General features: G+C 58.6%; 14 protein-coding genes. 11 read left to right on the forward strand and 3 right to left on the reverse strand.

The features are described 5' to 3' along the window. Positions 1 to 21: 21 nt before the first annotated feature. From Thiowin_RS11580 to Thiowin_RS11620, 9 genes are all read left to right on the forward strand, one after another. Positions 22 to 942 carry a DUF4007 family protein gene (locus Thiowin_RS11580; RefSeq protein ID WP_328987873.1) on the forward strand — a complete coding sequence of 307 codons (921 nt, stop codon included), beginning with the start codon at positions 22 to 24 and terminating at the stop codon, positions 940 to 942. Further along, positions 939 to 4,394 (forward strand): hypothetical protein, encoded by a 3,456-nt coding sequence (locus tag Thiowin_RS11585; protein ID WP_328987874.1) that lies wholly within the window; start codon positions 939 to 941, stop codon positions 4,392 to 4,394. The genes Thiowin_RS11580 and Thiowin_RS11585 overlap by 4 nt, the downstream gene beginning before the upstream one ends. Then, entirely contained in the window at positions 4,387 to 5,178 is a 792-nt protein-coding gene (locus tag Thiowin_RS11590; RefSeq protein ID WP_328987875.1) for a phosphoadenosine phosphosulfate reductase family protein, read from the forward strand. Before Thiowin_RS11585 ends, Thiowin_RS11590 begins: the two co-directional genes overlap by 8 nt. Before the next feature lie 2 nt (positions 5,179 to 5,180). After that, positions 5,181 to 7,559, forward strand: a complete 2,379-nt coding sequence (locus Thiowin_RS11595) for a hypothetical protein (protein ID WP_328987876.1) — start codon at positions 5,181 to 5,183, stop codon at positions 7,557 to 7,559. After that, entirely contained in the window at positions 7,556 to 9,169 is a 1,614-nt protein-coding gene (locus Thiowin_RS11600; RefSeq protein ID WP_328987877.1) for a hypothetical protein, read from the forward strand. The genes Thiowin_RS11595 and Thiowin_RS11600 overlap by 4 nt, the downstream gene beginning before the upstream one ends. Then, positions 9,166 to 14,586: a type IV secretion system DNA-binding domain-containing protein gene (locus tag Thiowin_RS11605; protein WP_328987878.1), complete on the forward strand. Its 5,421-nt coding sequence runs from the start codon at positions 9,166 to 9,168 to the stop codon at positions 14,584 to 14,586. Before Thiowin_RS11600 ends, Thiowin_RS11605 begins: the two co-directional genes overlap by 4 nt. After that, positions 14,573 to 15,481, forward strand: coding sequence for a hypothetical protein (locus tag Thiowin_RS11610; RefSeq protein WP_328987879.1), 909 nt, complete (start codon positions 14,573 to 14,575; stop codon positions 15,479 to 15,481). Before Thiowin_RS11605 ends, Thiowin_RS11610 begins: the two co-directional genes overlap by 14 nt. A gap of 26 nt (positions 15,482 to 15,507) precedes the next feature. Continuing rightward, positions 15,508 to 20,379, forward strand: coding sequence for a coiled-coil domain-containing protein (locus Thiowin_RS11615; RefSeq protein ID WP_328987880.1), 4,872 nt, complete (start codon positions 15,508 to 15,510; stop codon positions 20,377 to 20,379). Positions 20,380 to 20,444: 65 nt separating this feature from the next. Continuing rightward, the gene (locus tag Thiowin_RS11620) at positions 20,445 to 21,674 is read left to right on the forward strand and encodes a DUF3553 domain-containing protein (protein WP_328987881.1); all 1,230 of its coding nucleotides are present in this window, start codon (positions 20,445 to 20,447) and stop codon (positions 21,672 to 21,674) included. 86 nt (positions 21,675 to 21,760) lie between these two features. Here Thiowin_RS11620 and Thiowin_RS11625 read toward each other — a convergent pair whose 3' ends face one another. Further along, a complete protein-coding gene (locus tag Thiowin_RS11625; protein ID WP_328987882.1) occupies positions 21,761 to 22,024 on the reverse strand; it encodes a class I SAM-dependent methyltransferase in 264 nt (87 codons plus the stop codon). Between the two features lie 113 nt (positions 22,025 to 22,137). After that, a complete protein-coding gene (locus Thiowin_RS11630; protein WP_328987883.1) occupies positions 22,138 to 22,395 on the reverse strand; it encodes a type II toxin-antitoxin system Phd/YefM family antitoxin in 258 nt (85 codons plus the stop codon). Positions 22,396 to 22,510: 115 nt separating this feature from the next. Between Thiowin_RS11630 and Thiowin_RS11635 the strand changes: the two genes are divergently transcribed. After that, the gene (locus Thiowin_RS11635; protein ID WP_328987884.1) at positions 22,511 to 25,183 is read left to right on the forward strand and encodes a DNA phosphorothioation-associated putative methyltransferase; all 2,673 of its coding nucleotides are present in this window, start codon (positions 22,511 to 22,513) and stop codon (positions 25,181 to 25,183) included. Here Thiowin_RS11635 and Thiowin_RS11640 read toward each other — a convergent pair. Next, positions 25,180 to 25,305 carry a hypothetical protein gene (locus tag Thiowin_RS11640; RefSeq protein ID WP_328987885.1) on the reverse strand — a complete coding sequence of 42 codons (126 nt, stop codon included), beginning with the start codon at positions 25,303 to 25,305 and terminating at the stop codon, positions 25,180 to 25,182. The two genes, Thiowin_RS11635 and Thiowin_RS11640, sit on opposite strands and share 4 nt — an antisense overlap. Before the next feature lie 360 nt (positions 25,306 to 25,665). Here Thiowin_RS11640 and Thiowin_RS11645 point away from each other — a divergent pair, with 360 nt between their 5' ends. After that, a complete protein-coding gene (locus Thiowin_RS11645) occupies positions 25,666 to 25,941 on the forward strand; it encodes a GIY-YIG nuclease family protein (RefSeq protein ID WP_328987886.1) in 276 nt (91 codons plus the stop codon). Positions 25,942 to 26,057: the final 116 nt, after the last annotated feature.

Genomic DNA, 26,057 nt, shown 5'->3' on the forward strand with positions numbered 1-26,057 from the left:
TCGATATCGCAGCATCCCGCCATGAAGCTCAAACACCAGCAAACCAGCTTCGGTCGCCACGAGACTTTTCCGTTGCGCGTCGGCTGGTTGCCGAAGAGCCTGATGGCGCTGCGGCAGGATGCAGATGTATTCAACCAACATGAGCAGGCGATGCGCACCCTTGGTGTTGGGCGCAACATGGTGAAGGCCATTCAATACTGGCTGCGTGTCTGCAACTTGGTTGAGTTTGACACGAAGCAAAATGCCGCGCCTGCGTGTATCACCGCCTTGGGTGATGCGCTGCTTGGTGAGCGCGCCGATCCCTATCTAGAAGATGACGCGACCCTGTGGATCATCCACTGGCTAATTGCTTCCAATGCTGAGATGGCGACCGGTTTTTTTTGGTTCTTCAACCGCTTCGCCGCGCCTCGCTTCAAAGACGCCGATGCGCTTTTGGCGATGAAAGACTTTGCCGCCACCGAGTTGCATCTGACGACTCGTGCAGAAACTACCCTCAAATCTGATATATCCACCCTGCTGCGCCTCTACGCCGCCGTGCCGGGGCGCACCGATGAACATCTCGATGCTTTGCTCGCACCGCTGGGTCTGGTCGAAGCCGATCCGGACGGGGGCTACCGCAGTCCGCGCACTTCGCGTCCTTTTATGCCCCAATTGGCGCTGGATTTTGCCCTCGCGCAGCGCTTTGCCGCCGAGCCCGATCTTCAAGCCCTCCCGGTGCGTTCCATCCTCTATGCCGAGGGCGCTTGGGCCGCGCCTGGCGCGGTGTTCCGGCTAAATGAAGAAGGACTGATGACGCAGCTTGAGCGGCTGATCGCCACCCGTCCCGATCAGTACGCACTGCGCGACACCGCGGGTCTGCATCAACTGTTCTGGCGCGATCGTGAGCGTCGCCCGGAGCCGTTAGCAGTGTTGCGGGACTACTATAGAAGATACTTTTTGTGACTAATTACATTGAGTCACCTGTGCTCGCCGAGTGCATCGAGATCGAGTCGGTTTATACCCGAGCGATCAATCTCGCCCGCGATGGCGGAGCGTTAGAACTCATCGCCGCCTATCGGCCTACCTCCCGCACCCGGCAATGTCTGAGCCAGATAGCCGCTGGACTGACCGCAGAACCCCGGCCACGCGCGCTCGCCGCCATTGGTCCCTACGGTGTTGGTAAGTCTGCTTTCGCACTGTTCGCCGGCGCGTTGCTGTCCGACCCGCATTCCGAGGCCGCGCAGACCGCTGGGCGGGTGTTGCGCGGAGTCGATTCCGAATTGGCTGATCAAATCACTAACGCGATCGCTTCGAGCAGCGGGTATCTGCGCGTCGCCATCAGTGGACTGCCAGACAGCCTGCAACGCCAGTTTCTGCTGGCACTTGCCAGCGCCGCCGAGCAGGCCAGCCTGGATGCGCGCCTGCGGGAAAAATTGCTGAGCCAGGCCGAAGCCGGCCCGCCGATGGATGAAGTCGTGCGCCTGCTGAAACAGGTTCAGAACGCCTGGAAGACAGCCGGCGGGCAGGGTGTCTTGATAGAAATTGACGAACTCGGCAAATTCCTCGAATACGCCGCCTTCCATCCCGAACGGCCCGAGCTGCATCTGCTGCAACTGCTTGCCGAGCACAGCTGCGAGCCCGAACCTATTCCGGTGCAGATCATCGTCCTGTTACACCAGGCCTTTGAGCACTATGGCGCGCGCTTAGGCACCGAGTTGCGCGATGAGTGGCAGAAAGTTCAGGGCCGCTTCGAGACCATTGCCTTTCTCGAAACTGCCGAGCAAGCTCTGCGGGTGCTCGCCGCCGCCTTCGTGCGCAAGCCGAAGCTACAGGAACTCCCCAAGGATATCCGGGAGCGGCTTGCCCATGTCACTGCGCTCCTCGCCGAGCAGGGTGCCCTTCCGCACGGCCTTGAATCCGCCGAAGCCGAGGAACTCTTTACTCGCTGTTACCCTCTGCACCCATTCAGTCTGCTGATCCTTCCCACTCTGTGCCAAAAAAATGCTCAGAATGAACGAACGCTCTTTTCCTACCTCGGCAGCGGTGAGCCCTTTGGTCTGCAAGAGCGCCTGGGCCGTCTGACTTTGGGCGAATGGATCTGGCCTTGGGATCTATACGACTATTTCATTCTTAACCAGAACGCCGGCCTTGGTGGCCCCTTCGCCGACCATTGCTGGGCCGAAGTGGTTACTGCGCTTGAACGCCTGGAGATCAGTGCAGAGGACCCGAATGGTCCAGACCTTATCGCGCTGTTAAAAACCATCGGCCTCTTCAACCTGATCGGCGCCCAGCGCGGATTCAAAGCCAGCCCTGCCTTGCTGAAAGAGATGTTCAAGCAACTTCCAGCTTTGCTCGAACGGCTCCAGGCCTGCTCGGCCATTCACTTTCGCCAATTCAGCCAAGATTTCCGTGTCTGGGCGGGGTCCGACTTCGATCTGCGTGCAGCGCTTGCCGAGGCAATCGCTGCTCAGGCGGGGCGCTCGCTCGCCGACACCTTAAACGCTCTCACTCCGCTGAAGCCAATCATTGCAAGAAGGGTCACTATCGACAATGGCACACTGCGTGCCTTCATCCCCCGGTTTACCGCTGCCGAGCGTTGGAAGCCCGCGCCGGCCAATCCCCAGGAGCTAACCCTGTGGTTTTATCTTGCTAGTGCGCAGGAGGCGCAGCCGCCGGCGGATTTGCCCAGCGGTATTCTCGCCTTTTGCCCCTTCACCGAGCGGCTGCGAGAACTGATTGACGAATGGATGGCCCTGTGTGAATTACCCAAACAACAAGCGGCGCTGCATCAAGACCCGGTCGCCGCGCGCGAGCACCGCGCTTGGCTCAGCCATGCCGAGCAGGAAGCCCATCAGATCATTCGCAGTCTGACCGCGGAACCCGAGCGGCTGCGCTGGTTCAGCGACGGTAAAGAACAAGAGATCAACCACCGCCGCGACCTGCAAGCCCTGCTGTCGGACTGGGTCGAACGCCACTACAACCAAACCCCGCGCTTGAACAATGAGCTGATCAACCGCGATGCCCCCTCGCCGAGCGCCAACCTCGGGCGCAAGCGGTTGATCGCCGCCATGCTCGGTGCCGCTGACAAGCCTGGTTTGGGTATCGAAAAAACTCCCGCCGAGAAAAGCCTGTATCTCAATCTGCTTGACGCAACCCGGCTGCATCGCGAAGAAAACGGCCATTTCGGCATTTATCCGCCCGAACCCGGTGCTGATGGCGGCGGCGACCCCTGTGGCTTGCGCCCGCTGTGGGACGCCATCAATGAGACCTTGGGCCAAAGCGGTGAGCGCCAGGTGCCGCTGACTGAGCTTTACACGAATTTGAGCCGCCGGCCTTTTGGTGTGAAGCTCGGCTCGCTGCCGGTGCTCATCATTGCTTATCTGATCGCCCACCAACGCGAAGTGGCGCTTTATCAGGAGCGCGTCCTATGCGATAGCCTTACCCTGGATCAGGCCGAACTGCTGTGCCGTCGCCCTGACCTGTTCGCGCTTGAGCGCTTCGATTTAGGCGGCCTGCGTGGCGAATTGTTTGATCGCTACCTTCAATCCATCATCGGGCGGGTGCCGGACGACCCCAGCCTGCTTGGCATCGTCCGCCCGCTGGTGAGCTTCCTCAACGGGCTACCCGACTACAGCCAGCACTGCACAGACCTGTCTGAGCGCGCCAAAGACGTGCGGCGCGCCATTCAGCAGGCCACCAGCCCAGGAACGCTGCTGTTTGAGGATCTACCGCGCGCCTGCGACATCCCGCCAAGGGGCTTGATCAATCTTGAACGCACCGCGCTGGAAGACTTTCTTAACCATTTGATCGAGGCCCTTCGCGAGCTGAAGTACGCCTATTCCGCGCTGCGCGACGATTTTCAGCGTCAGCTTGCTCAAGCGCTGCTTTACGACCCGCCAGAGGACTTGGCCGAGTTACGCAAGACCATTGCTGGGCGTTACCAGGGGCTTGAGGAGTTAACGCCAGATCGCCGGGGCTTGGGCGCCTTCATTCTCAGGTTGTGCGACAACCGCTATGACAGCGATACCGCTTGGCTCGAATCTGTCGCCACCCTCGTCGCCAATATGCCGCCGGCGAAATGGCGTGACGAACACCGTCGCGAAGCCGCGCTGCGCCTGCGGGCGCGAGCCGAACAGGTGCGGGACCTAGACTGTCTGCGCGGCGTTGCGAGTAATGCATCTAGCCCGCAGGCCGTGTTGCTAAAGCGCGTCCAATCTCATCAGGGTGAGATAAGCCATGTGATTCATCTCAGTAGCCAGGAGCAAGAGCGCGCCAGCATCAAGGCGCAGGACATTGCCAAACAACTGAGTGACATCGGTCCGAACGAGCAGCTCGCCGTGATCGCCGCGCTGCTGGAACAACTGTCACCTCAAACCCCTCCCGCAGCAAGCACTGAAGGAATTGTCCATGACTGACCTCGCCGCAAAACCACCTGTTCGCCATCTGCTTGGTCTCTCCGGTGGCAAGGACAGCTCCGCGCTTGCCATCTATATGCGTGACCGAGTGCCGGAGATGGAATATTTCTTTGCCGACACTGGGGCGGAATTGCCGGAGACTTTGGAGTTTATTGATTTGCTCCAAGATTATCTCGGAAAACCGATTGTGCGCTTGAATTCCGCGCGATCATTCGATTACTACCTGAAATTCCATAAGAATTATTTACCATCACCAAAGCAGCGGTGGTGTACATTCAACCTTAAGCTTTTACCATTTGAAGAGTTTGTCGGAAACGATAAAGTGATCTCCTATGTGGCTATTCGTGCGGATGAGCCAGATCGCGCTGGCTATATTTCCAGCAAACGGAATATAAGGACGCGCTTTCCTTTCAAGGAAGACGGTCTTACTAAAGACGATATTCAGGACATACTCGAATCAGCTGGCCTTGGTATGCCGCGCTATTACGAATGGAGAAGCCGGTCAGGGTGTTATTTTTGCTTTTTTCAGCGCCGTGAGGAGTGGGCCGGATTGAAACAATATCATCCGGATTTGTACGAGCGGGCAAAAGCCTACGAAAAAGCCGATGAGGAAACGGGTAAGGTATACACATGGAATCAATCTGGCACGCTCGATGAGCTTGTGGAGCGCGCCGAGAAAGCCGAGCCGGTGTCTCTAAAAAACAAGCCATCAAGGAAGCTTATCGATAGATTTGGTAACAGCGAAGATGATGAAGACCATGGTTGCATCCTTTGCAGTCTATAGCAATGGAAAAAGATATAGAACGACTGTTCAAGGGTATCAAAACAGGTTCCTTACATGGGAAGCCAGCGCTACATAAACCGCTCCTTCTTTTGGTTGCGCTGGCCCGATGTGATCGGGACGAGCCGCGTATGGAAAGGTTCGTAGTATGGGATAGAGAATTAAAGACTATCTGTGCGGAATTCTATCCGGAAGCATTAGAAAACCAAAATACACATTATCCTTTTGGTAAGTTGGAAAATGATGGAATTTGGGAAATTGAGTTAAGTCAGGAACTCAAGCGTACTAGCGTTGGGCACTTGTTTCGATCCGAGTTGATTGCTCGCAGCATTCGCGGTGGCCTAAAACAAGAAATATACGATGAGTGTCAGAAAGAAAAGAAAATCTATCATCAGCTTGCAGCGCTGTTGCTTGAGCGCTTCTTTTTGCCAGAGCAACACGAGCAACTCCGTCATTTCTTGGGGTTAAGCGCAAGATCGTCAGACGGCAAAGGGACGTCAGCAACAGCGACTCTCGGTTGCAGGAACCATGCTATGAATACTCAACAAGTAAATAATGTTGCTGAAACAGCGGCGCAAGAAACTCCGCATCAAAACCCTTTTGTTGCGTATCTCAACTCTCTGCATAACATCGGTGCATCGGGGGCGAATGCACTCGCTGAGTCGCAGGCGCTGAATCAGTATTTTGCCGAATTGTACGAGCCCTTTCCGGTCGTCGCTGATGTTATTCAAACACTTCGCGGCCCGACTGATCGTGTGGTGGTTCTGACCGGTCACGCGGGCGATGGGAAATCGACGGTTGCGCTCGATGCGCTAAAACAACTGCGCGGTCTGCCAGCAAATCAGCCTTTGCAGAAAGCCCTGAAAGAACGTGAACACATTGATGATGCCCGTATCAGCGGACGCGGCATTGATGTGATTAAAGACATGAGTGAGCTAAGTGGCGACCAGCGGCTGGAATGGCTGCGGCTTGCTTTTGGTGAGCCGGGTTCTTGGTTGATTGTGAGCAACACCGGGCCGCTGCTGAACAGCTTGCGGGTTTTTGCCGAGGAGAGGGAAGCGCTCGACGGCATCGAAAGCCGCATTCTCAAGGCGCTGAATTTGCCCTATGTCGATGGGGAGCTTGAATCTCACACTCTGTCGGTATTTCCCAAGGATCTGGTCATTATCAATATGACCAGGCTCGACAACGTGACTCTGGGCGCACGCATTCTTGGGCGGATGGTTCGACATCCAGGCTGGGGAGCATGCGAGTCTTGCGCGATTCGCGAGGCATGTCCGCTGATTCTCAATCGCGATGCGGTTGCACACAACGGTGCGGCGACCGAAGAGCGGGTACGCTTGGTCTATCAGCGGTTGACGGCCTACGAGCAGCGCCTGACGTTGCGGCAGATGGTGGCTCACCTGGCGTTTTCACTGACCGGCGGCATGAGCTGCCAGGCAGCGCAGGAGTCAGTTGGCACTTCTACTGCGAAAGGCGCGGAACGCGGCACGGCTGGTCTCGAGAGCATTCTGTTCAGTGAGACCTTTTTTGGCTATCGCATGGGCCAATACTGTCCGGATGCGAGGAATCTGCGCGCGGTCGAGCTTTTGCGCCGGCAGGTGTTTGGTGGTCCTATCGGGGCCGATTTTGCAGGTCAACTTGGTCGCGGCCAAGGCAGTCTGTGGGCCGAGTTGCCTCCTGCGTTGAATCACCTAAGCCGCTATTGGGCAGGCCGGGCCGGGGAATCCGTTGGCGTGCGCTGGCGTTTTGCCCAAAGGCGAATGCTTTATCTGTTTGGACTTTCCCGCGTAAATCAAAGCGCGAGCGCTCAAGTATTTCTAGGGTCGTTTCTACAGTCGCCGCGTTTACGAGACTACGACCGCTGGACGCAGGAAAGTCGTTTATCCCTGCATATCATCGAGCAGAAAAGATTGCGTGACGCCTGTCTGCGTGTCTTGCTAGAGATATTTTCAGGGTTTAGCGCCGGCCAGTTTTCTGCGCAGCATAGCCGCCTGTATTTGACTCTGCGCCGACCTGATCGGGCCGTTGTTCAGCCAACGCAGTTGGTCATGGGCACGCTGGACTTCGATCAATTCGAGCTTGGCTATGACTCGTGCCGAAGGGTGCCACAGCTCGTCTTTCCCCAAGGCAATCTCCGCTTAGATCTTACGCTTCCGCTGCTGGATTTCATTGAATTGCGCCACTGCGGCGAACTGGGGAGTGAGCTGTCGCAGATTCACTTAGCCCAATTGGAATGGTTTGGTGCCGAATTGTTGAAGTTCGCTTCACAATATGCGAACGATGCGGAAATTCATATTCTAAGAGCGACGATCGACGGTCAGGTCGAGATGAGTCGGTATTTTATCGATGAGGCTGCTCAGCGACTGGAGATCTACCAATGAGCGTGAAAATTGAAGAGACCATGCCACTCCAAGAGCTTCTAGCTCCGTTTCCTTCGCAAGAAAAAGAAGACAGCAATAGCAAAAGCAATCCCGCGCTGCGTCTTTACGGTCGGCGTTACCATAAAGATCAAACACCCATCGAGTATCTCGCGGAGTTTCTTTTGGTTTTTGTTTCACCGAAGTGTAACCCCGATTCTGAGGAAAATGGCGAATTCAAATTTCGCGCCTGCGAAGGCATCGGACCTCTCGAAGAGTATTGGCCGAAGGATCGTGTTTCGTTAAAGCTGTTTGCTTTTTTCCCTTCTTCAAAGCTCGAAACTCGCCATCCCGTTCATCGCCAAGCGTATCTCGCAGCTATTGATCAACTTCGTTCCGCAGTAAAGGGTACCCAAGCTGAACAAGAAGATACCGTGCGTCTCATTCAAAGCCTGTTTGGTGGCTTTGTTGGCGTTGCGAAAAATCGGACTTGGGCGACTCATACCTTTCTGCCTGTATCCAATATGCTGTTAGCCAGAGAGCTTGATTGGCAGCATTCGAAGGCGTTGGGCAATCAGGAACTGAATGAATGGCATCAAGCTGAAGACTGTTTTGTCACGGATCGACATAACTTTATGGCTCGTGGTGGTGAACTCCTGTTTCTTCAATTAGCCAATCTTTTCAGCGATCCAGAAGCACCCGAGATTACTGAGATTGTTAAACGACCGGAATATAGGCATGTATCTCATCTTAGGTTGCAGGAGATTGAACATCAGCTACAGGTTGATTTACGTGCAATTCTCGAAGATGCAATTCGCCCGCTGAATTCACTGGCCAATATGATTGAACGCAAGCTTTGCGATTATGAATTTCGCAAACAGAAGGGTTCGGCAAAACTAGGCTGGGTCCCAGCTGTTTCAAGGGTTGAAGCGCTGCTGTTTGCCTCGGAAATGAACAATATTTGTTCCATGCCATTGAGTTCATTGGAAAAGCTTGATTTATTGCAAACGCTTTGTTCTTTCCATGTCTTGCGCAGCCTTTGTTTTCAGGCATCAAGGGCCGACAATCAGACAATCAAAACATCTGGTTTTACAGGAAATTATTGCTGGATAGCCAGTGATCCGTCAGCGCCGCCACGCACGGCGATTCGGCAATTGGCTGAAACAACGCTTGGTCGAATTGACGCGCTGCTTTATCGGGTATTGAGGCGCAAAGACTTGATGCCGCAAGGGGTCAAGTCAAGTATGAATGAAGCAGATAAGAATGGCTTTGAGATTTTTAAGCGAATCGCAAAAAAAATTGGTCTTGTAATACCTCCAACAGGACGGGGCGAACGCTTTGTTCTAAACCCCGGTCACTTGCGCTTTTTGGTAGCAGCTCTCGTCCGACCCGGCGAATACCTGCGCCTAAACGACTTCTATCATCGTGTTTTTGCGCATTACGGCATTGCGTTGGGCGGGGAGCCTTTAGCAACCGCCCAAGCATGGTCTGGCGGTAGCGAGCAGAAATCCTATGGCTTGGATGTCAGCATCGCTTGGGTGGAGGAAGCACTGCAACAGGGCGGCTTTTTGATCGAGTTATCGGATGCTGTCTCTATCGTGCATAACCCAGGCGCTGGGGAGGATCGATTTTGAATTTGTTCAACGCAACGCTTACGGATTATGTCACCAGCGAATGGGATCGTGTGTTGAGCGATCCGGGCGGTCCGCGCGAGGCGCGTTTCATCGTGCAGAGCTTGGCGCCGGATAACACTTTCGCGTTCTTCGAGGCGTTGGAGCAACACGCGGACAAGTGGCGAGCGAGCACGCGGATCGAATGCCATTTTCGGGTAGCAACCGGTCTTTGGGAAGACTGGTATCGCGGCGGGCGGCGGGCGGAACTGGATCAGGACATGAAACGGCTCGGCGGCGTGGGGGAGGATGGCGAGCGGCGCTGGATCGATCAAGATGATCGCTTGACTTGGTATCGCAATCGCACCCGCAGCGCTGGGGATGATGGGCTGGTGGTGGTGCTGGTCGGGCTGAATCATGCTTCGGATCAGGGCGGGTTGGCGAGCTTCCATTGCGTCGATGAGTCGCGCATCTGGCAGGCAATGGGGCAGTGTTTTCTGCCGTGGGTGCATCGGCTGAACGAAGATTTTGCTTTGGAGGCAACGCCGAGCGAGATGGAACGCTTGGACGCGGTCTTGCAGGAGTTGTTCGCGGTGCGGCCCCGGCAGTTGGAGCGGCTGGCGGGCTTTCTGGAGGCAGAAGTCATTCAGGATGGCCGCGATCTGTTCAATTTGACGGAGGTGACGGAGCGCTTCTATGCGGCGCTGCCGTTCTGGAATATTCCGCCGTTCTTCGACATCGGTTCGGCGAAGGCGAGCCGTGCGCAGATCACCGCGGCGGCGGATTTCATCTCCCACCGGCGTTTCAAGAGCAAGGCGGAGCAGAAAAAGGCGGTCAAGAAACTGGAGGATGCGCTCGCGAATGGCGGGCTGGCGGTGCCGCGCACGTGCGAGGATCTGCCGCTCTATGAAACGGCAGAGGATTATCTCGATACCCTGAAGACCTTTATTTGCGATGGGGACACCCAGGCGCGTGATCAGTTATTGCAGACCGATCTCGGGCCGGTGCTGAAATTGCTGAAGCAGCGGGAATCCAAGCCAAAAGCACCTAAGAAACCCACGCGACTAAAGCGGCTCAGTCTGGAGAGTTTGCTTGAAGCGGTGTGGCAGACGCTGAAGGATGTCGCGCGAACGCCGGGCGAGCCGCTGTGGGAACAGTTGCAGGGAATTCGCATTGAGGTGCAGAGCTTTCAGCATGATCTGAAATCCGACGATAGCGGTGGTGTTGGCGCCAATCTGCTCGCGCAGGAATTGCTGCAAAGCTGTCTTGGCGGGCTGCCGGAGCTGTTCGAGGGGCTGGAGTTGCGCCTGCCGGTCGATAGCGATCAGGCCGAGCGCTCGCCGTCAAGCTGGGAGCGGGTGGTGCCGATTCGGCTGCATCTGCCGCTTGCGGAAGGAGACGAACCGCCACTGAAGTACGGCACCAGCCGGGCGCGACCGCATTTGCAGTTTAAGGTGTTCGTCGATCTGATCGACGATGAGGAGGGCTATGCGCGGCCCTTCCAGTGGGCGCTGGAGCCGACCGCGCCTGAGCGGGTGCTGATCGAGTGCGCGCGCACGGTGCTGGCGCGCTGGAACGAGGCACCGCAGCCGCATCAGCTCTTGCCGGCTTTTCGCATCCCGGATGTAGAGATGACGGCGCTCTTTTATGCCGCCGATGCCGAGGAGGCCAATCGCCTGGTCGGCCATGCGCTGAACCAGCTTGAACTGCTGAATCTGTTCGATGGGCTGTCGCCGGCGCAGGTCGATGCGCAACTCTGGGAGCAGGTGCTGGCCTTGTCAGCGGCGTATCGAACCTGGCTGACCTATTGTGTCGAGCAGGGTTTCTATCGGGCGATGGCGGATTATTTCCTGCCGTTGTTGCAGCACTATCAGGCGCTGGCCGCGCGGGTGCTGGATCCGCGATTACTCGGTAGTCAGGAGCTGTTGAACCGGCTGTATAAGGCGTTTCTGTTGGTTGATCGGCAGATGGCACCGCAGGATGGGTTTTTACATTCGGCGCTGGTGCTCGGCATCAGCCCGCCGGTGCTGGAGCTGATGGCCGGGCGGCTGCGCTTTCTCGGCGATGGCTTCCCGGAGGTGGCAGCGGCCTTGGTGCTCGGGCGCGAGGCTGACGCGGCTTTCGGGCAGTTGCTGAAACTGGTGGAGATGCATCGCCCGCTCGCCGGGCTGGTGGTCGATCAGCACAAACACTTATCGGCGGAGATCAAGTCCTTCGGGCTGCTGCATTATCTCGGGGAGAAACGCGCGACGGCGAAGAGTCTGGCGGTGCAGACGCTGCTGCGCGATGAGGAAAGCGATGACGATGATGATGTCAGCGACAGCATCGCGGCGACCGAGGAACAGGAGATCGTGCTGCGGGTGCTGGAGGATTATCTTCAGCTTTATCCCTTTGCCGAGGATGGGCTGCGCATTCTGGCGCTGCATGTGGCCGAGCTGGGGACCATTCTCTCGGGTGTGCACCTGTTCCTGAAACGCTATCTGAAAAAGACCAGCAAAGATTGGCCGGCTTTTCATTGCGAGGTCATGGTCTATACCACCTCGTCCTCGCCCATGGCGATGGAAAACCGGCTCGCGGCCTGGCGTCATCAGGTGGCAGAGACTTATCGCGAAAGTGGCCGTCCGCTGGTGCTCTCGGTCGGGCATCGCTACGCGCCGGGGCGCGAGGCAATGATCGAGCGGCTCGGTCAGGAGGCGCGGCTCTATGACATTGCCTTTTTGTTCCGCTTTCTGGAGGGCCAGCTTGCCGGGGAGACGGAGCCGGCGCTGCCGTTTGCGTTCGATTTTAATGCAACCAACATCGGGCAGTTTCCTATCAGCGAGTATCCGCGCCCGATTCGCGCGACCGACCCGACCCGGCGGCAGAGTCTGCTGAGTAATCGACGCCTTCGCATTCAAACCCATCATGCCGATCTGTCGGCGCGGCTGCGGCATCCGCAAAATGGGCATCGGGATCATCTGGTGTTTGGGCGGATTGATTACACTCCCTGGCAGCCAGTGGTGCAGACGCTGCATCGCCATGCGCAATGGGTAGCCTGCATTGATCCCTTTATCGACAAGCAGTTGCTGCGCGTGTCCGAGCACGGGGATGAGCGCAAGATTGTCGGCTTCACCTCTGGGCTGGGCGATTATGGCGAGCTGAATCTGTCCATTTCCACTGAGCAGGACACGCTCAAGGCGCTGGCCGAGCGCGTGCATGGCGAGCTGATCGAGCTTCTGCCCTATCAGGATGGCCCGGCGCTCCAGGCGATGTCCGCTCGGGTGGTGGCGGAGGCTGAGGAGATCATCGGCTTGTCGTCCTTGCGTGCCGTGGTGGGGCAGGGCGAGCGCATTCGCGAGGTGGTCGGTTTCGCGGCCATTCGCCGCGCGCTGGCGGCACCGCCAGGGACGGTGAGCCAGTTATTGCCGGCGGATGCGCTGCTGCATTGGTTTGCGGACAGTGCATTCACGCATCGGCCCGATCTGCTGCAATTGTCTCTTGAACTGCGCGGGGATGATCTGCCCTTGGTGCATGCGACTGTGATTGAGTGCAAATTCGCGCTGCACAATCCGGTGCATCTCGCGCATGCGAGCGATCAGGTGCAGGACGGATTGGCGCATCTGACGCAGCTTTTCGCGCCCAATCGCGACGATCTGCATCGCTACAGCTTTGATCGCCGTTACTGGTGGGCGCAGTTGCAGCGCGCGCTCGCCTCGCGCGTGGTGGTGAATCTGCCCGAGCAGGCATGGCTGCAGCTTGATCAGGCACTGGAGAATCTGGCCGAGGGCTATTTCGAGATCGCCTGGCAGGGTGCGCTCTTTACTTTCTGGACCAATGAGCCGGGTGCGGAGCCGGTGCTCACACCGCTCGCGCTGCCGGCGGGGGTGATCCGTGCGCCGTTGCGCTCGGATGATGATTTCGTCATCTATCAGGTCGCGCTCGGCCATGTCGGGCTGATGCGGTTGTTCGATGAAACCGCCCCACTCGGGCAGATCGATCTTGGCGATGCGGCCGCGCGAGTGCGGGCAACGGCGGTGCGTGCGGGCAGCGGGGAGGCCGAGGTGCCGCCGCTGACGGCAGAAGCCGGGGCAGAAGCGGCGCTGGCCGCCGCAGAAACGGGCCGTCGGGACAATGTGGTGTCGCTGGCGGATCGTCCGGGCTTCCGAACCGTTCCGCCGCGCCCGCCGAGGTTGGTCAGCCATCGCCCGTTACCCGACAGCAGGGTGGCCGATCCCTATCAGGGCAATCTGGCGGTGGCCTATCCTGCTGATCAGGAGCGGGATGCCGAGAGAGAGCCGCCGCTGCGCATCGAGTCGGTGGTGGCGGCCAGTGCCGAGGTGCCGGAGCGCTTGCTGCTCGGCACCAAAGCCGACAATACACCGGTGTATTGGCATTATGGCCATGAGCGCCTGCCGAATCGTCATCTGCTGGCCTTTGGTTCCTCCGGGTCTGGTAAGACGTATGCGATCCAATGCTTGCTCGCCGAGATGGCGGCGCAGCGCCAGCATGCGCTGATCGTCGATTACACCGATGGCTTCCTGCCGGGGCAGGTCGCACCGCTGTTCGAGACGATGGCGGCACCGCACAGCCATTTTGTCCGTACCGCGAAGTTGCCCTTGAATCCTTTCCGCCGCCAGCAGCTCGTTGTCGATCCCAATGCGCCGCCGGTGCCGGAGAACCCCTATGAGGTTGCGACCAGGGTCGCGAGCATCTTCAGCTCGGTTTACGAAAGCATGGGCGACCAGCAGTTTTCCACGCTCGTCAGCGTGTTGGAGGCTGGCGTTTCGAGCGGTGGCGGCTTTTCGCTGTCCTGCTTGCCGGAGCGCTTGCGCGACCACAATCAGTATGGCGTGACCCTAGCGAGCAAATTGGAGCCGCTCATCAAGGCGGATCCGTTCCGCGAGGGCGATGGTCCAGCCTGGCAAGACATGCTCGCCGACCCTGAGCATTGGGTGCAGATTCTACAATTGAAAAGCCTGGGCCGGGAAATCCAGAAGCTGGTCACCGAGTTCGCGCTCTGGGATCTGTACGACTATGCAGGCACCCACGGCAGCACCCAGCGCCCGATTCCGGTTGTGCTAGATGAAATCCAAAACCTTGACCACCGCCCCGATTCGCCCATCGACAAGATGTTACGCGAAGGGCGGAAATTCGGCTTGTCGTTGATTCTGGCCACCCAGACGACCAGTAATTTCAACAACGAACAGCGCGACCGCCTGTTCCAGGCGGCGCACAAGCTGTTCTTCAAGCCGGCGGATACCGAGATCGACCGTTTCGCCACCCTGCTCGGGCAGATCACCAGTCAGTCGAAAGCCGATTGGGCCCAGCGCCTGGCGCAATTGAAACGCGGCTATTGCTGGTCCCTGGGGCCGGTGGAAACCAGCAGTGGCGCGTTAAAGACGGTGCCGCTCTTGGTGAAGGTGAGTGCGCTGGAGGAGCGAGTGTTTGATGCAAGCAATTAACGATAACACGCTTTTTCATACAGAAGCTGCGAACAGCTTACGCTTGCCGCTGAACTTCCCGCAAACCTTCCTTCCAGAGCGGCGTCTGCTTGCGGCGCTGCTTGAGTTTGCGCAAGGGTCAGGTGTCGGTGACAAGGAGACCATCAGCGCCGCGACCGGAATTCCAACTGGACGTTCGACCGGTAAAGTCGTGCCGCTGATTCATTATGGTCTGGGGATGGGGTTGTTGACCGCCGCGCGAGAGGGGAGTCAATGGCAGCTTGAGCTGACGACGCTCGGCGCGCAGGTGCGCCGCGAGGATCCTTACCTCAGTGAGCCTGTGACCCAATGGCTGCTGCATTTGATGCTGTGCCGACGGGCTGATCTGGGTCAGCCGGCGAGCGGCGTTGCGGATGCCTGGTTCCTGCTGCTCGCCGAGGGACCCTTGCTCTTTGGCCGCGAGTTTCGCGTGGCCGCTTTCCATCAGGCTCTGGCGCAGCGCCACGGCGGACTCGGGTATCTCAAAGGCCTGTCGACGCTGGTGCCGAGAATGTACACCGAATCCGCTTGTTTTGGCGATGCCGGTGTGCTGCTTCCCGTTATTGGGGAGGAGGGGGCCTTTGTTCGTGCGAGCGCCCCTTGTGATGGCAGCTTTTATCCGGCTTATGCGCTCTCTCTGTGGCAGCAGTGGGATGTGCTCTTTGGCGATCACACGCAGATCAGCTTCGACGAGTTTGATCGTGCGACGCGTTGGTCAGCCCTGCTCGGTTGGGGGCCGGAGGCCAGGAGCGATTGGTTGCAATGGCTGGTCGGGCAGGGCTGGTTGCAATTGGATCGCTATACCGGGTCGCCGGTGCTGTTGCGCCTGATCGATAGCGAACGGCTCACGGCGTCTTTGTATTCAGGGTTGGTTTGATTCTGAATGAGGAGAGGGAAGAGGCCATGCAAATCGGCAACCTGGTGCATTTCAATGAGGAGCGTTTCTTCGACGGGGCGGTACAACTGCGCTGGGTGCAGGAACGCCCTGAGCGCGCGCGTGCGGCAGCCGAGGCCTTCGTCTTCCATGGCCCGAAGTTTCACGGTGCTAGCGATGCGGTGGCGGATGGTATCGAGAGTGCCTATCGACTGACGGATACGGCAAGCTTCGTTGCTGGACTCGTCGGGTCTTTCAATGCCGGGCAGCGCGGCGGCGAGGTCAATCCTTTCTGTCTGACGGTGGCGGGCTATGGCACCGGTAAGTCGCATCTGGCCACCGCGCTGGCCGCTTTGCTTGGCGCGCCGGGTGAGCCGCCCGCCCGGCAAGTACTCGCGCATCTTGCCGAAGCCGACAGGGATCTTGCCCGTCAGATCGAGACCGGGCTCGCTGAGCTGAAGCACCCGGTGTTGGTGCTTTGCCTCGATGGGATGGCCGGCTTTCATCTCGGGCAGGCGCTGAATGCGGCGGTACTCGCACGCTTGGCGCAGTATGGTCTGGATGCCGGCGCGATTCGCGAACTCTCGCCGCGTTTTCAGGTCGCCGAGCAGTTCGTGCAGCGCAATTATTCGCTGCGCACCGATGCTTTCTCGCAGCGGCTGCCCGGTCTGGATTTGGAGTCTATCGTCGCCCGTTTGCGCGAGCAAGATGACACCGTCTATGCGGAGGTTGATACCCTCTATGCGGAAGCCAACGGTATGCCGATTCCGGCAACAGGGCAGGAGTCGGCGCAGGATTTGATCAACACCCTCGCGGATGTTTATTGCGGAGCGGATGGTCCCTTCGCGGGGGTGTTGATTCTGTTCGATGAGTTTGGGCGTTATCTTGAATATGCCGCCGAAAAACCACGCTTGGCCGGCGATGCGGCCTTGCAGCAGTTGTATCAGGGCGTGCAGGACAATGCCGCGAAGGTGCGCTTTCTCGGGCTGATTCAATACGAGTTAAAAGCCTATCTGCGACGTTTTGGCAGCGCGGATCTGCGCCATTTACAGCGCTACATTACCCGTTATGACGCCGCCGAAAAGCGCTATCTGTCGACCAATCTGGAGACCTTGTTCGCGCACATGATTGGCAAGGATGCCGCTGTCGAGACGCTGTGGCAGCCGACTGAGGCGGTACGCGCGCAACAGTTGAGCTGGCAGCGCCTCAGCCGTGCTTTGCCGGGTTTTGACCGGCTGCCGGTGTGGGCTGATCCACAACGCTTCGCGCGGGTGATCGTTGCAGGGGCCTGGCCGCTGCATCCGCTGGCGACCTGGTTCCTGACTCGACAGCGCGATGTGGTGCAGTCGCGCTCGGCGCTGACCTTTATCAAAGATGTGATTGGCGCTATCGCCTCTGAGACCGCAGTACAAGCCGACGGACGGCCACGCCAAGTGAGCGCGGCGGAATTGGTGTTGCACAGTTTACTGCCGGAGCTGATCGCCGCCGAGCAGCAGACCGGTTCCACGGTGGCCGAGACCTTGCAGATGCTGCTGGAGAAATTCCGCGCTCATCTCGGTGACGAAGAGCGACGAGTCCTGGCTGGCACGGCGGTGCTGGAGAAGATGCGCGTTGGCAAGCAAACGCTCGCCGAGGCCGATGCGCTGCTTGCCGAAGCGACAGCACTGCTGGAGCCAAGCGTCAAGATTGCCCTCGCGCGTCTGACCGATGAGTTGGGTGCGCTGGAATGGAATGCCGATCTCGGGCAGTACGAGCTGATCGCCGATGCCTCCACGCGCGGGCAGTTCCAGCACTGGCTGCGCGCGCGTCTGGCCGCCGTGACGGCCGAACAGGCGCGGCAGTTGTTTGTGGCACGTGCGGCGGCTGTGGTGTCGGATCTGGGCGACCGGGAAACGGACTTTGCCCAGCGTCGGAACATTGCCACGCCGGACTGGTGCTTTGCTTCCCAACTCGCGCATCGGCACAGCCTAGCCAAGGCGCTGGAAACGGCCTTTGCCGACTGGAAGGTTGCGGTGGGGCCAAGAGATCCGAAAGGCCGGCTGATTTTTCTGTATCTGCATAGCGAGGACGATCAGGCTGAGATCGATGCGCTGGTGTGCGCGAATTTTCAGCAACAGTTGGCGCAGCACCGCCTCGACCTGGCGCCCATCTGGGTGGTGGGTGTTGCCGACGAAGATGGGCGCATCGCGGCGCAGCTTGGGCGCTTGCAGGTGTTTGATGATCAGTTGAGCGCGGATGATCAGGAGCGGTTTCGGCGCTTTCTGCCTGAAGAACGCCAGCGCGCCACGGAGGTGCTGAAGGCGGCGGTGCAGGAGACGATCCGTGCGCGCCTGTATTGGGTGGCGGGCTTGACGGAGTTGCCCCAAGGTCGGCTGAATCAGGCCGGTGCCGAGATTTTTGCCCAAGTCTATCCTAAGGCGCTGCCCTTTCCCTTTGACGGCTTTGCCACCAGCGCCGGCGGCGGTCCGGCCGATGCGGCGCAGTTGACGCGCGGGCTGATCGCCCACCAGGTCGATGGCGCCTGGGTGCAGGCGCAACCCAAGCGGCTGCAGAACCGGGTGAATACGCTGCTGGTGCAGAGTTGGCGTGCGCTGCCGAGCAGCGGGCAGCTGGCTGAGCCAAAGCAGGAGCAGGTGAAAGTCGCCTTTGAGGCACTGAAGCAGGCCCATGGCGAGCAGCCAGAGCGCTCGCTGTGGGAATCCTATCGCGAACTGATCGCGCCGCCCTATGGCATGAACGCAGCCTCGGCGGGCATTTTGCTCGGGCTGCTGATCGGTGGCCAGCATCCACCACGCCGCTTGGAGCAGGGCGGTGAGCTGGTTGCGGCGGCGGATTGGGTGACAGCCGCCTTTCCGGTGCAACGCGGTCGGCATCAGCTTGAGCTGGCGCTGCTTGAGAAGACTCGGCTGCGTTTTCTGGCCGAAGATAGCGAGGGGCGCTGGCGGGAATTCCTTACGCGCTGGGAGACGGAAACCCGCTATGAAAAGTTGGTTGAGCTGGCGCGGAATGCCGAAAAGATGCGCCGGGCTGATCCTATCCCGGAGATCCTCGAAGGTCGCATTCCCTATCTGGTGGATAAGTCCACTGAAGCCGAGCGACACTTGCGCGAGTTTCGCGTCCAGATCGAAGGCTGGGAGCAGCAGCTTGAGCGCGCCGCGCGGCAGAATCAGGTGGGCGAGCTACTGAAGACTGCCGCCGCGCTGGCCCGCGCACGCGAGGATGCGGACGACGAGCAGCGCTGGCCCGCGAGACTGGGCGAGGATTGCGAGAAGCTGCTGCTGATCGGGCGCGAATTGGTCGGCGAGCACATTGGCGACTGGATTCCCCGCCAAGGCTGTCAAAATGTGACCGATGTCGGCGGATTTCGCACCCGCATGGACAAAGCGATCAAAAGTCTGCGCCAACTCGGTTTCACGACCGAGGCCCAAGCGCTCGAAGAGCAGGCCAATCGCGCCATCATGCAGGTCGAGAACCGTCAGCAGTTTCGACTCATCCTCGACGAGAGCGACGAATATCCACGTTTGCCGGAGCCGGATGCATCCACGCTGGTGCGCGAGTTGCGCGACGGTATTCAGCGCGGTGATGTTCTGATCGAGGGGGTTGAGAGCGCGGCATCCGTGCTGAACCCGCAGGAAATCCAAGCACGGGTCGGGGCGATTCGCGCGCGCCAGCAGCGATTGCAGAAAGCGCTCGCTGAGCGTCGTGATGTTTTAGGTGCGATCTATCAGGTGCCGTTGGAGGGCGAGGCGGCGCTGACGGAGACGCTGGCGCATTTGGAACGCTTGCAGCGGCTGTTTCTCGATACCCCTGACGAGCCGGAAATTGCCGGCCTGATGCGCCAGCTCAAGCTGATCAGCGCGGATCTCAGCGCTTGGGAGAGCGGGGATTTAAGTCCGGAACGGCTGCGCTCGCTGCTTGAGCAGCAGATTCCTGCGCAGCTTGCGGCCCTGAATGCGGGGCTTGAGGCCGATGACATTGAACCGGCATGGGACATTGCGCACCTTTACCAAGCCTTGGCCGCGGAGCGGATTGGCGCTCAGGAAAAACGCTCGTCCGATTGGATGAAGCCACGTCTGTCGCTCGCCGACCAATTACCGACCACCAATCGCGGCGACTGCGAGCGTTTGCGCGCGGAGCTGGCTGCCGCACCGGCGTATCTGAGTGAAGCAGACCGCCACGCGCTTGAGCGCCTGCTCGCGCTTGCCGATCAGCGTCTCGCCGCGATCAACAATGAAGAACGCCAATGCCACATCGCCGCCTGGCGTGCCCAGTTGCCGCGCGAGCGTGAGATTGAAACCCTCGATAAACACCAAACCGAGGCACTACTGCGCGCTATCGAACAACCCCCGGTTCCTCTGACCCCAGCGGAGCAGACCCAGCTCGAACCGTTAAAACAGGCACTGAACGCGCATTATGACAACATGAGCGCCGCCGACATCCTCGCCCGTATTGATCGACTTTCCATCGAGCGGCAGTGGGTGATTTATGAGGAACTCGCCAAGGTGTTGAGCAGATCAACCCTTGTTTCAGTCTGTGACCATGTGGGAGAAGAGGATATTTCCGCGAACCATGGCAGCTTTGCTTATTTTATGGAGCAGGTGGTCTTGCCACAAAAGGCTGCGAACCCGACGCACATGCGTCTCGATGGTCAGACATCTGGCGGGAACCGGGAGCCGGCTGGTTTCTTTCAGCATCAGGGGAAGATCTGGCGTGTTCATGCCGATTCCCATTATGAGCCCCTCATGTTGGCCTATCGTAACTTCCAGAAAAATCCAGACGAAGATCCCTTTATTGCCACGGCAACTGGCTCAGGACAAAGGCGCTGCTTAGTTTTGAAACCTGAGTTGCAGCAGCAATTACCTCAGCCGCGTTTTAAGCATCTCTATATCTACGAAACATGATCAGAGCGATGCTTGGCTTAGGAAAAGCGTCGAGTGTTTATGTTTTCATTTCTTAAGAGGCGTTTATGGACTATCAGGTCGGCGATCGCGTGAAGCACCCGAAAAAACCCGAATGGGGGCTTGGTGAAATTCGGGCAATTGACAGCAGTATTGTCACCATTCAATTCGTTGAGGTTGGCGAGAAGAAGCTGTCTTTGCAGTATGTCGACCTTCAGCGTATACAGGGAGAGGAATCCGTCAATTTAAGACTCGATGCGCTCGTGCAGGAAAAAAAGAACCCAGACACAAAGAAATACAAGATTGGCCGGATACCCGAAATGACCGCCCAGCGGAATATTAAGACGTGGAGCATCGTTGCGCAGAAACTCGCCGAGGTCAGCGTTGCCAATTACTATCAGCTTGTCTCTTGGGCTAAGGGACACGACGATGGAGGAGGGGGGGGAGGATTCATCGACTACTGTATTACTAACGGATGGCTGGTTCCAGCACCGACGGAACCAGTGCATTCCAGTTCGGGAAATTCTCCAGGCGGGGCAGCTTCACAAAATTTTGCAGCTGAGCTGAAGGATGCTGGCCCCGAGGCTGTCAAAACGGCATCAGCAACTGCTGATGACTCCGTTCTTGCAGGTTACATTCACGGCTTTTTTGGCTACGGCTCGCTGGCTGCTCCGATATGGTTCGTTGGCATGGAAGAGGGGGTCGGGGACGAGAGCCTTGAGGATCGCCTAAATGCTTGGCGAAATTTGGGGGAAGGTTCGCTGCTGGATATCCGCGCATTTCACGAGAGGATCGGGGAAACGCGCTGGTTCTCGATGATGCCGCGGATTCAAAAAACCTGGAGGAGGTTGATCTCCATCTCCCTTGCCTATTTGGACGAAGCGCGGGATAAGGAGGATATTCGAATGTATCAGAGAGCTCGCCTTGCGACTGCGACTGAGGCATTGCTGGAACTCATGCCACTACCGCACCAGAAGCTTCCCGATTGGAGCCACAAAAATCTATTTTCGTCTAAAGCAGACTACCTCCATCAGCTTGCGCCGCATAGAGTGGCCTGGTTGAAAAGGCAGATCGCCGAACACTCTCCAAAGGCTGTTGTCATGTATGGAGTAACGCCGCCATACCCTGACTATTGGGAAAGCATTGCTGGAGGTCCACTAGAGCTGTCGAAGCAGGGTTGGTTTTCCCTTCAATCTGGTCAGACAATCTTCATTGCTTGTCAGCATCCTGTGTCGTACGGCGTGATGGATGATTATTTTTCCTCCATTGGTGCTTTTATTCGAGAGGGGTGCGGTTAGATCTCTCGGGGTTTGATTTCCGCAGGTTAGAAGAGCTTGGTCATTGCCAGTGTTCAGCCATTACCTGATATTTGGCTTCCAGTTAATCAAAGTTCGGCGAGACCGGACTCATTAAGGTCAGTAAAGCGCCGCCCATTGTGCTCGCGTTCGCCACGACCGTATTTGAATGAGGCATAGAGCACGCCGTCCTTTTTGAGCGCTCTTGACAGGCGTGCGAGTGCATCGGCGAGCTGGTCGAGGGGCACATGCAGCAGACTGGCGCAAGCCCAGATGCCATCGAAGCATTCGAACCAATCGGGGAGAACGGTGACGTTTTTTCCGTCCTTGGCATCGGTTGTGACCAAGATCACGGCGCAGGGGCGGTCCTTGCGACCTTCTTCCATGCCTCTTTGGTGTTCTTCTCGCCACAGGTAAGCGTAGCGGATTACAAGACCAGGAGTCGGGACGGGGAATGACACCGGCGTTAAGTGGAACATTCATGGTCAAAGGCCGCTGCTTCCGGTGGAGGCTCCGCCTGCAAGATGGCATCCAAATCAGCCGGAGTGAAGTCCTCGATGCCCATCACTTGCCGGCTCCGTCGTTTCATTCGCTGGTATTCCTCGACAGAGAGCAAGACAAGGCGTTCGCGACCATTGCGGGTGATCGCAAGCGGTGCTTTGATGGCTTCATCTTGGTAGCGCCCAAAATGGCGCTGAAACTCGGCCGAGGAGATCATACGCATGGACAGGCTCCGTAATTTGCCCTGATCTGTAAGATACATACCTTGCAGAATAACTGAATTTGGCTAGGTTGAACTACCTGATAATTATCACCGGGACGAAGGCGGAAACCAGTCCATGACGGCGAAGAAGGCCAAGCCTGGCAAAATTGTCGGCCACGGCACCTATGTGCACTTGAATGCCCTGCAGGAACTCGATGCGGAACGGCAGCGGGTTGTTTTGCAAGCGGCCGCCTTTGCTGAGTTGGAGCCGGAAAAGTCCTTCAATGTTGTGCGCTTTGGCCGGGACGGAGACATCGCGCTGCTCGCCTATGCGGATTTCTTCGAGGATCCTTTCCCAGCCTTGCAGGCCAGCTGGCGCATCCAGCTCGACAGCGGCCAGGTCGGCTACCGCACCTACTCCGACTCGCTCAATCCGCCCATTCTGCATCGCAAGGAACTCTTGCTACCGCCCGAGCATCCGCGCCGGGAGGAATACGCCGCGCTTACCGCTGCGGCTGAATCCATCGGGCTGTTCGATGACACCACCCGCATCGGCTATCAACGTCAGTGGCTGGCGCTAGTGCGCGAGCGTGGCTATCGCATTGAGGGTCACCAGCTACTGCCGCTGGGTAATGTCGAAGGCGAGGCCGATGCGGCCGATGAGCCGGGGCAGGGCGGCGATCCGATTCAGTTCGGCGGCCAACTGCACGATCACTGGGAAGCCGCCCGCCAGCGCACCGCCATGGTCCGCTATGGCTTCTCGGCGCCGATTCAGAGTCTCGCCCGCCATGGCTTTCTCGACGGCAGCCAGCGGCTGTTCGATTATGGCTGCGGGCGTGGTGATGACTTGCGCGGCTTGCAGGAAAACGGCATCTCCGCCGAAGGCTGGGATCCCTATTACGCGCCCGATCAGCCCATCGAATCCGCCGACATTGTCAATCTCGGCTTCGTTATCAATGTGATCGAAGACTTCGATGAGCGTATCGAGGCCTTGACCCGCGCATGGTCGCTGGCCGAGCGGCTGTTGGTGGTCTCGGTGATGATCGGTGAACGCCAGCACGCTGGCGGGGGCGAGCGCTTTCGCGATGGCCTGCTGACCCAGCGCGGCACCTTCCAGAAATACTTCACCCCAGCCGAAATCCGCCAGTTCCTCACCAGTGCGCTGGATGAAGAGCCCATCACTGTCGCGCCCGGGGTGCTCTATGTTTTTCGCGACAAAGACGCCGAGCAGCGCTTTCTGCTTGAGCGCAGTCGCGGTCGGCGCAACCGGCTACGCGCGCCCTCGGCACCGCGACCGCGCGAAGCCCCTGCCACGCGCCGCGATCGCCGCGCCGAGCGCTATGCCGAACACCGCGACGCGCTCGAGCGGCTGTGGGCGCAGTGGCTGACCCTCGGGCGACAACCCCACAAGGAGGAGGTCGTGGACTTACTGCCGCTGACCGAAACCTTCGGCACCCTCGGCAAGGCGCTGCGCTTTATTGAAGAACATCAGCGCGACCAGTTGGGCGATCAGCTGGGTGACCCGTTAGGCGAGGGGCCGGGCGACGACTACATTGATGCGCTGCTCGAACAGGCTGCCGAAGCGCGCAAGGCGGATCTCGAGGTCTATTTTGCTCTGCGTCAGTTCGAGCGGCGCCGACCCTACAAGCATCTCGAACCTGGTCTGCAACGCGACATCAAAGCCTTTTTCGGCGACTACCCGAGCGCCCAACAGGCCGGTTTGGAGCGCCTGCGCGCCATCGCCGACCCCGAGGCCATCGCCGCAGCCTGTCAGGACGCCGCCGAGCATGGCCTCGGCTGGCTGGAACCCGGCCAGTCTCTGCAACTGCATGCCAGTCTGGTTGATCAACTCCCAGCATTGCTGCGGGTCTATGTCGGCGCCGGCGCCATGCTCTACGGCGAGGTGCAGCAGGCCGATCTGATCAAGATTCATATCGCTTCCGGCAAGCTGACCCTGCTGATCTTCGATGCCTTCGACGGCCAGGCACTGCCACGCCTGCATGAGCGGATCAAGATTAAGCTGCGCGAGCAGGACATCGACACCTTCGATTACGTCGAGCCTTTCACGCCGCCTTATCTGTTCTGGAAGTCGCGCTACATCAACGAAGAACATCCCGACTACCCGGCGCAGCTTGCCTTTGATGAGCAACTCGACGCGCTTGGGCTGTTCGATCTGTCTGGCTACGGACCCGCGGCCGAGGTGGTCGATGAGACACTCGCCCGGCACCGCTGGGAGGTGCATGGCTTAAACCTGCAACCTAGCCAAACCCCGCCGGCGCTGGATGATCCCTGCGGACGCTTTTTGCGCTTTCGCGATCTGATCGAATGCGGCGAGACGCAAGCGGCCACCGGTCTCGCCAATCAGCCCAAAGAGCCGCAGAGCTGGAACGCCTTGCTGGAGCTGACCGAGCAGGTGCTCGACCCGGTCATCGACTGGTTCGGCATGATCCGGCTCACCTACGGTTTCTGCTCACCGGAATTGGCGAAAAAGATCCCCGGTCGCATCGATCCCAAGCGCGACCAACATGCCGCGCATGAGCGTAATCGCCTCGGCAACCCCATCTGCCCGCGCCTGGGCGCGGCGGTGGATTTCATTATCGAAGACGAAGACATGCACGAGGTGGCGCAATGGATCATCGCCGAGACGCCTTTCGACCGGCTGTATTTCTATGGTCCGAATCTTCCGCTGCATGTCAGCTATGGTCCCGAGCACAACCGGCAGATTGTGCTGATGCGCCCAGGGCCGAGTGGGCGGTTGGTGCCAAAGGTGGTAAGTCCTGACGCCAGATCTCCCATGTCGACTGTCTAAAAATAATATCCGCCGTCGACCTCCCAATCGTCCCAGCCATCCCAGGGCGCGAAGCCCGCGAGGATCGCCAGCAGTCGCACGGCCGCCGGTTGCGCGCAGCGACCCGCGAGCCAAGCGCGCAAGGTTCGGGGATGGACGCCGACCGTTGCAGCGGCATCGGCGGTGCTCAGATGCAGGCGTTGCAGCAGTGCCGGCAGCGCGGACGAATCAGCCGCGAAGCCAGCGGCCAGCAGCGCGCGCGAATCCGCCAGCGCCCAGTCCTGGCGCGGCTTGGCGCTGGACGGAGCCCCCTTGGAGATTGCGCATAATCTATATTATGTAAAGTAGTGATTACTGATCTAGCGCATATTGCCCAAGCGCGATCTCCGATGCGCGCCAGAATCCCGAAAGAATCTTGACCAGCCCTCATGGCTGCAGGGCCAGGCTGTGGTAACCTTCCGCCCTGATCGCTGTTGCCATGAGACGTTGGGAGTCTGCCGCCGATGCCTGAGGGTTGGTACGTTTATATTGCCGAATGTACGGATAATTCCTATTTCACCGGCATCACGCAAAACATCACAGACGTGCGCGAAGGCGCCGATTACCTGCGTCATCGGACGCTCAAGTCGGTTCCCTGGTGTCGTCTAGTTGAGTCCAAATCCTCGGCCGTGCTAATCCAGACCCATATTCGCAATCTCAGACGAGAGCTCAAGGAATATGTGATCTACAACGAGCTTGAGTGCGACCGAGTGCTGAATCTGTCTAAACAATCTGCTTAAGCCGCATCCTTCTTAAGCGCGCTCTGCCTGTCATGCCAAATCAAGCAAATACTCTGACATCGCCATCGGGTAGCGCTGACCAAGCACCTTTAAGGTGGACGCATTCCGCAACCGGC

This window comes from Thiorhodovibrio winogradskyi (assembly GCF_036208045.1).
GTDB lineage: Bacteria > Pseudomonadota > Gammaproteobacteria > Chromatiales > Chromatiaceae > Thiorhodovibrio > Thiorhodovibrio winogradskyi.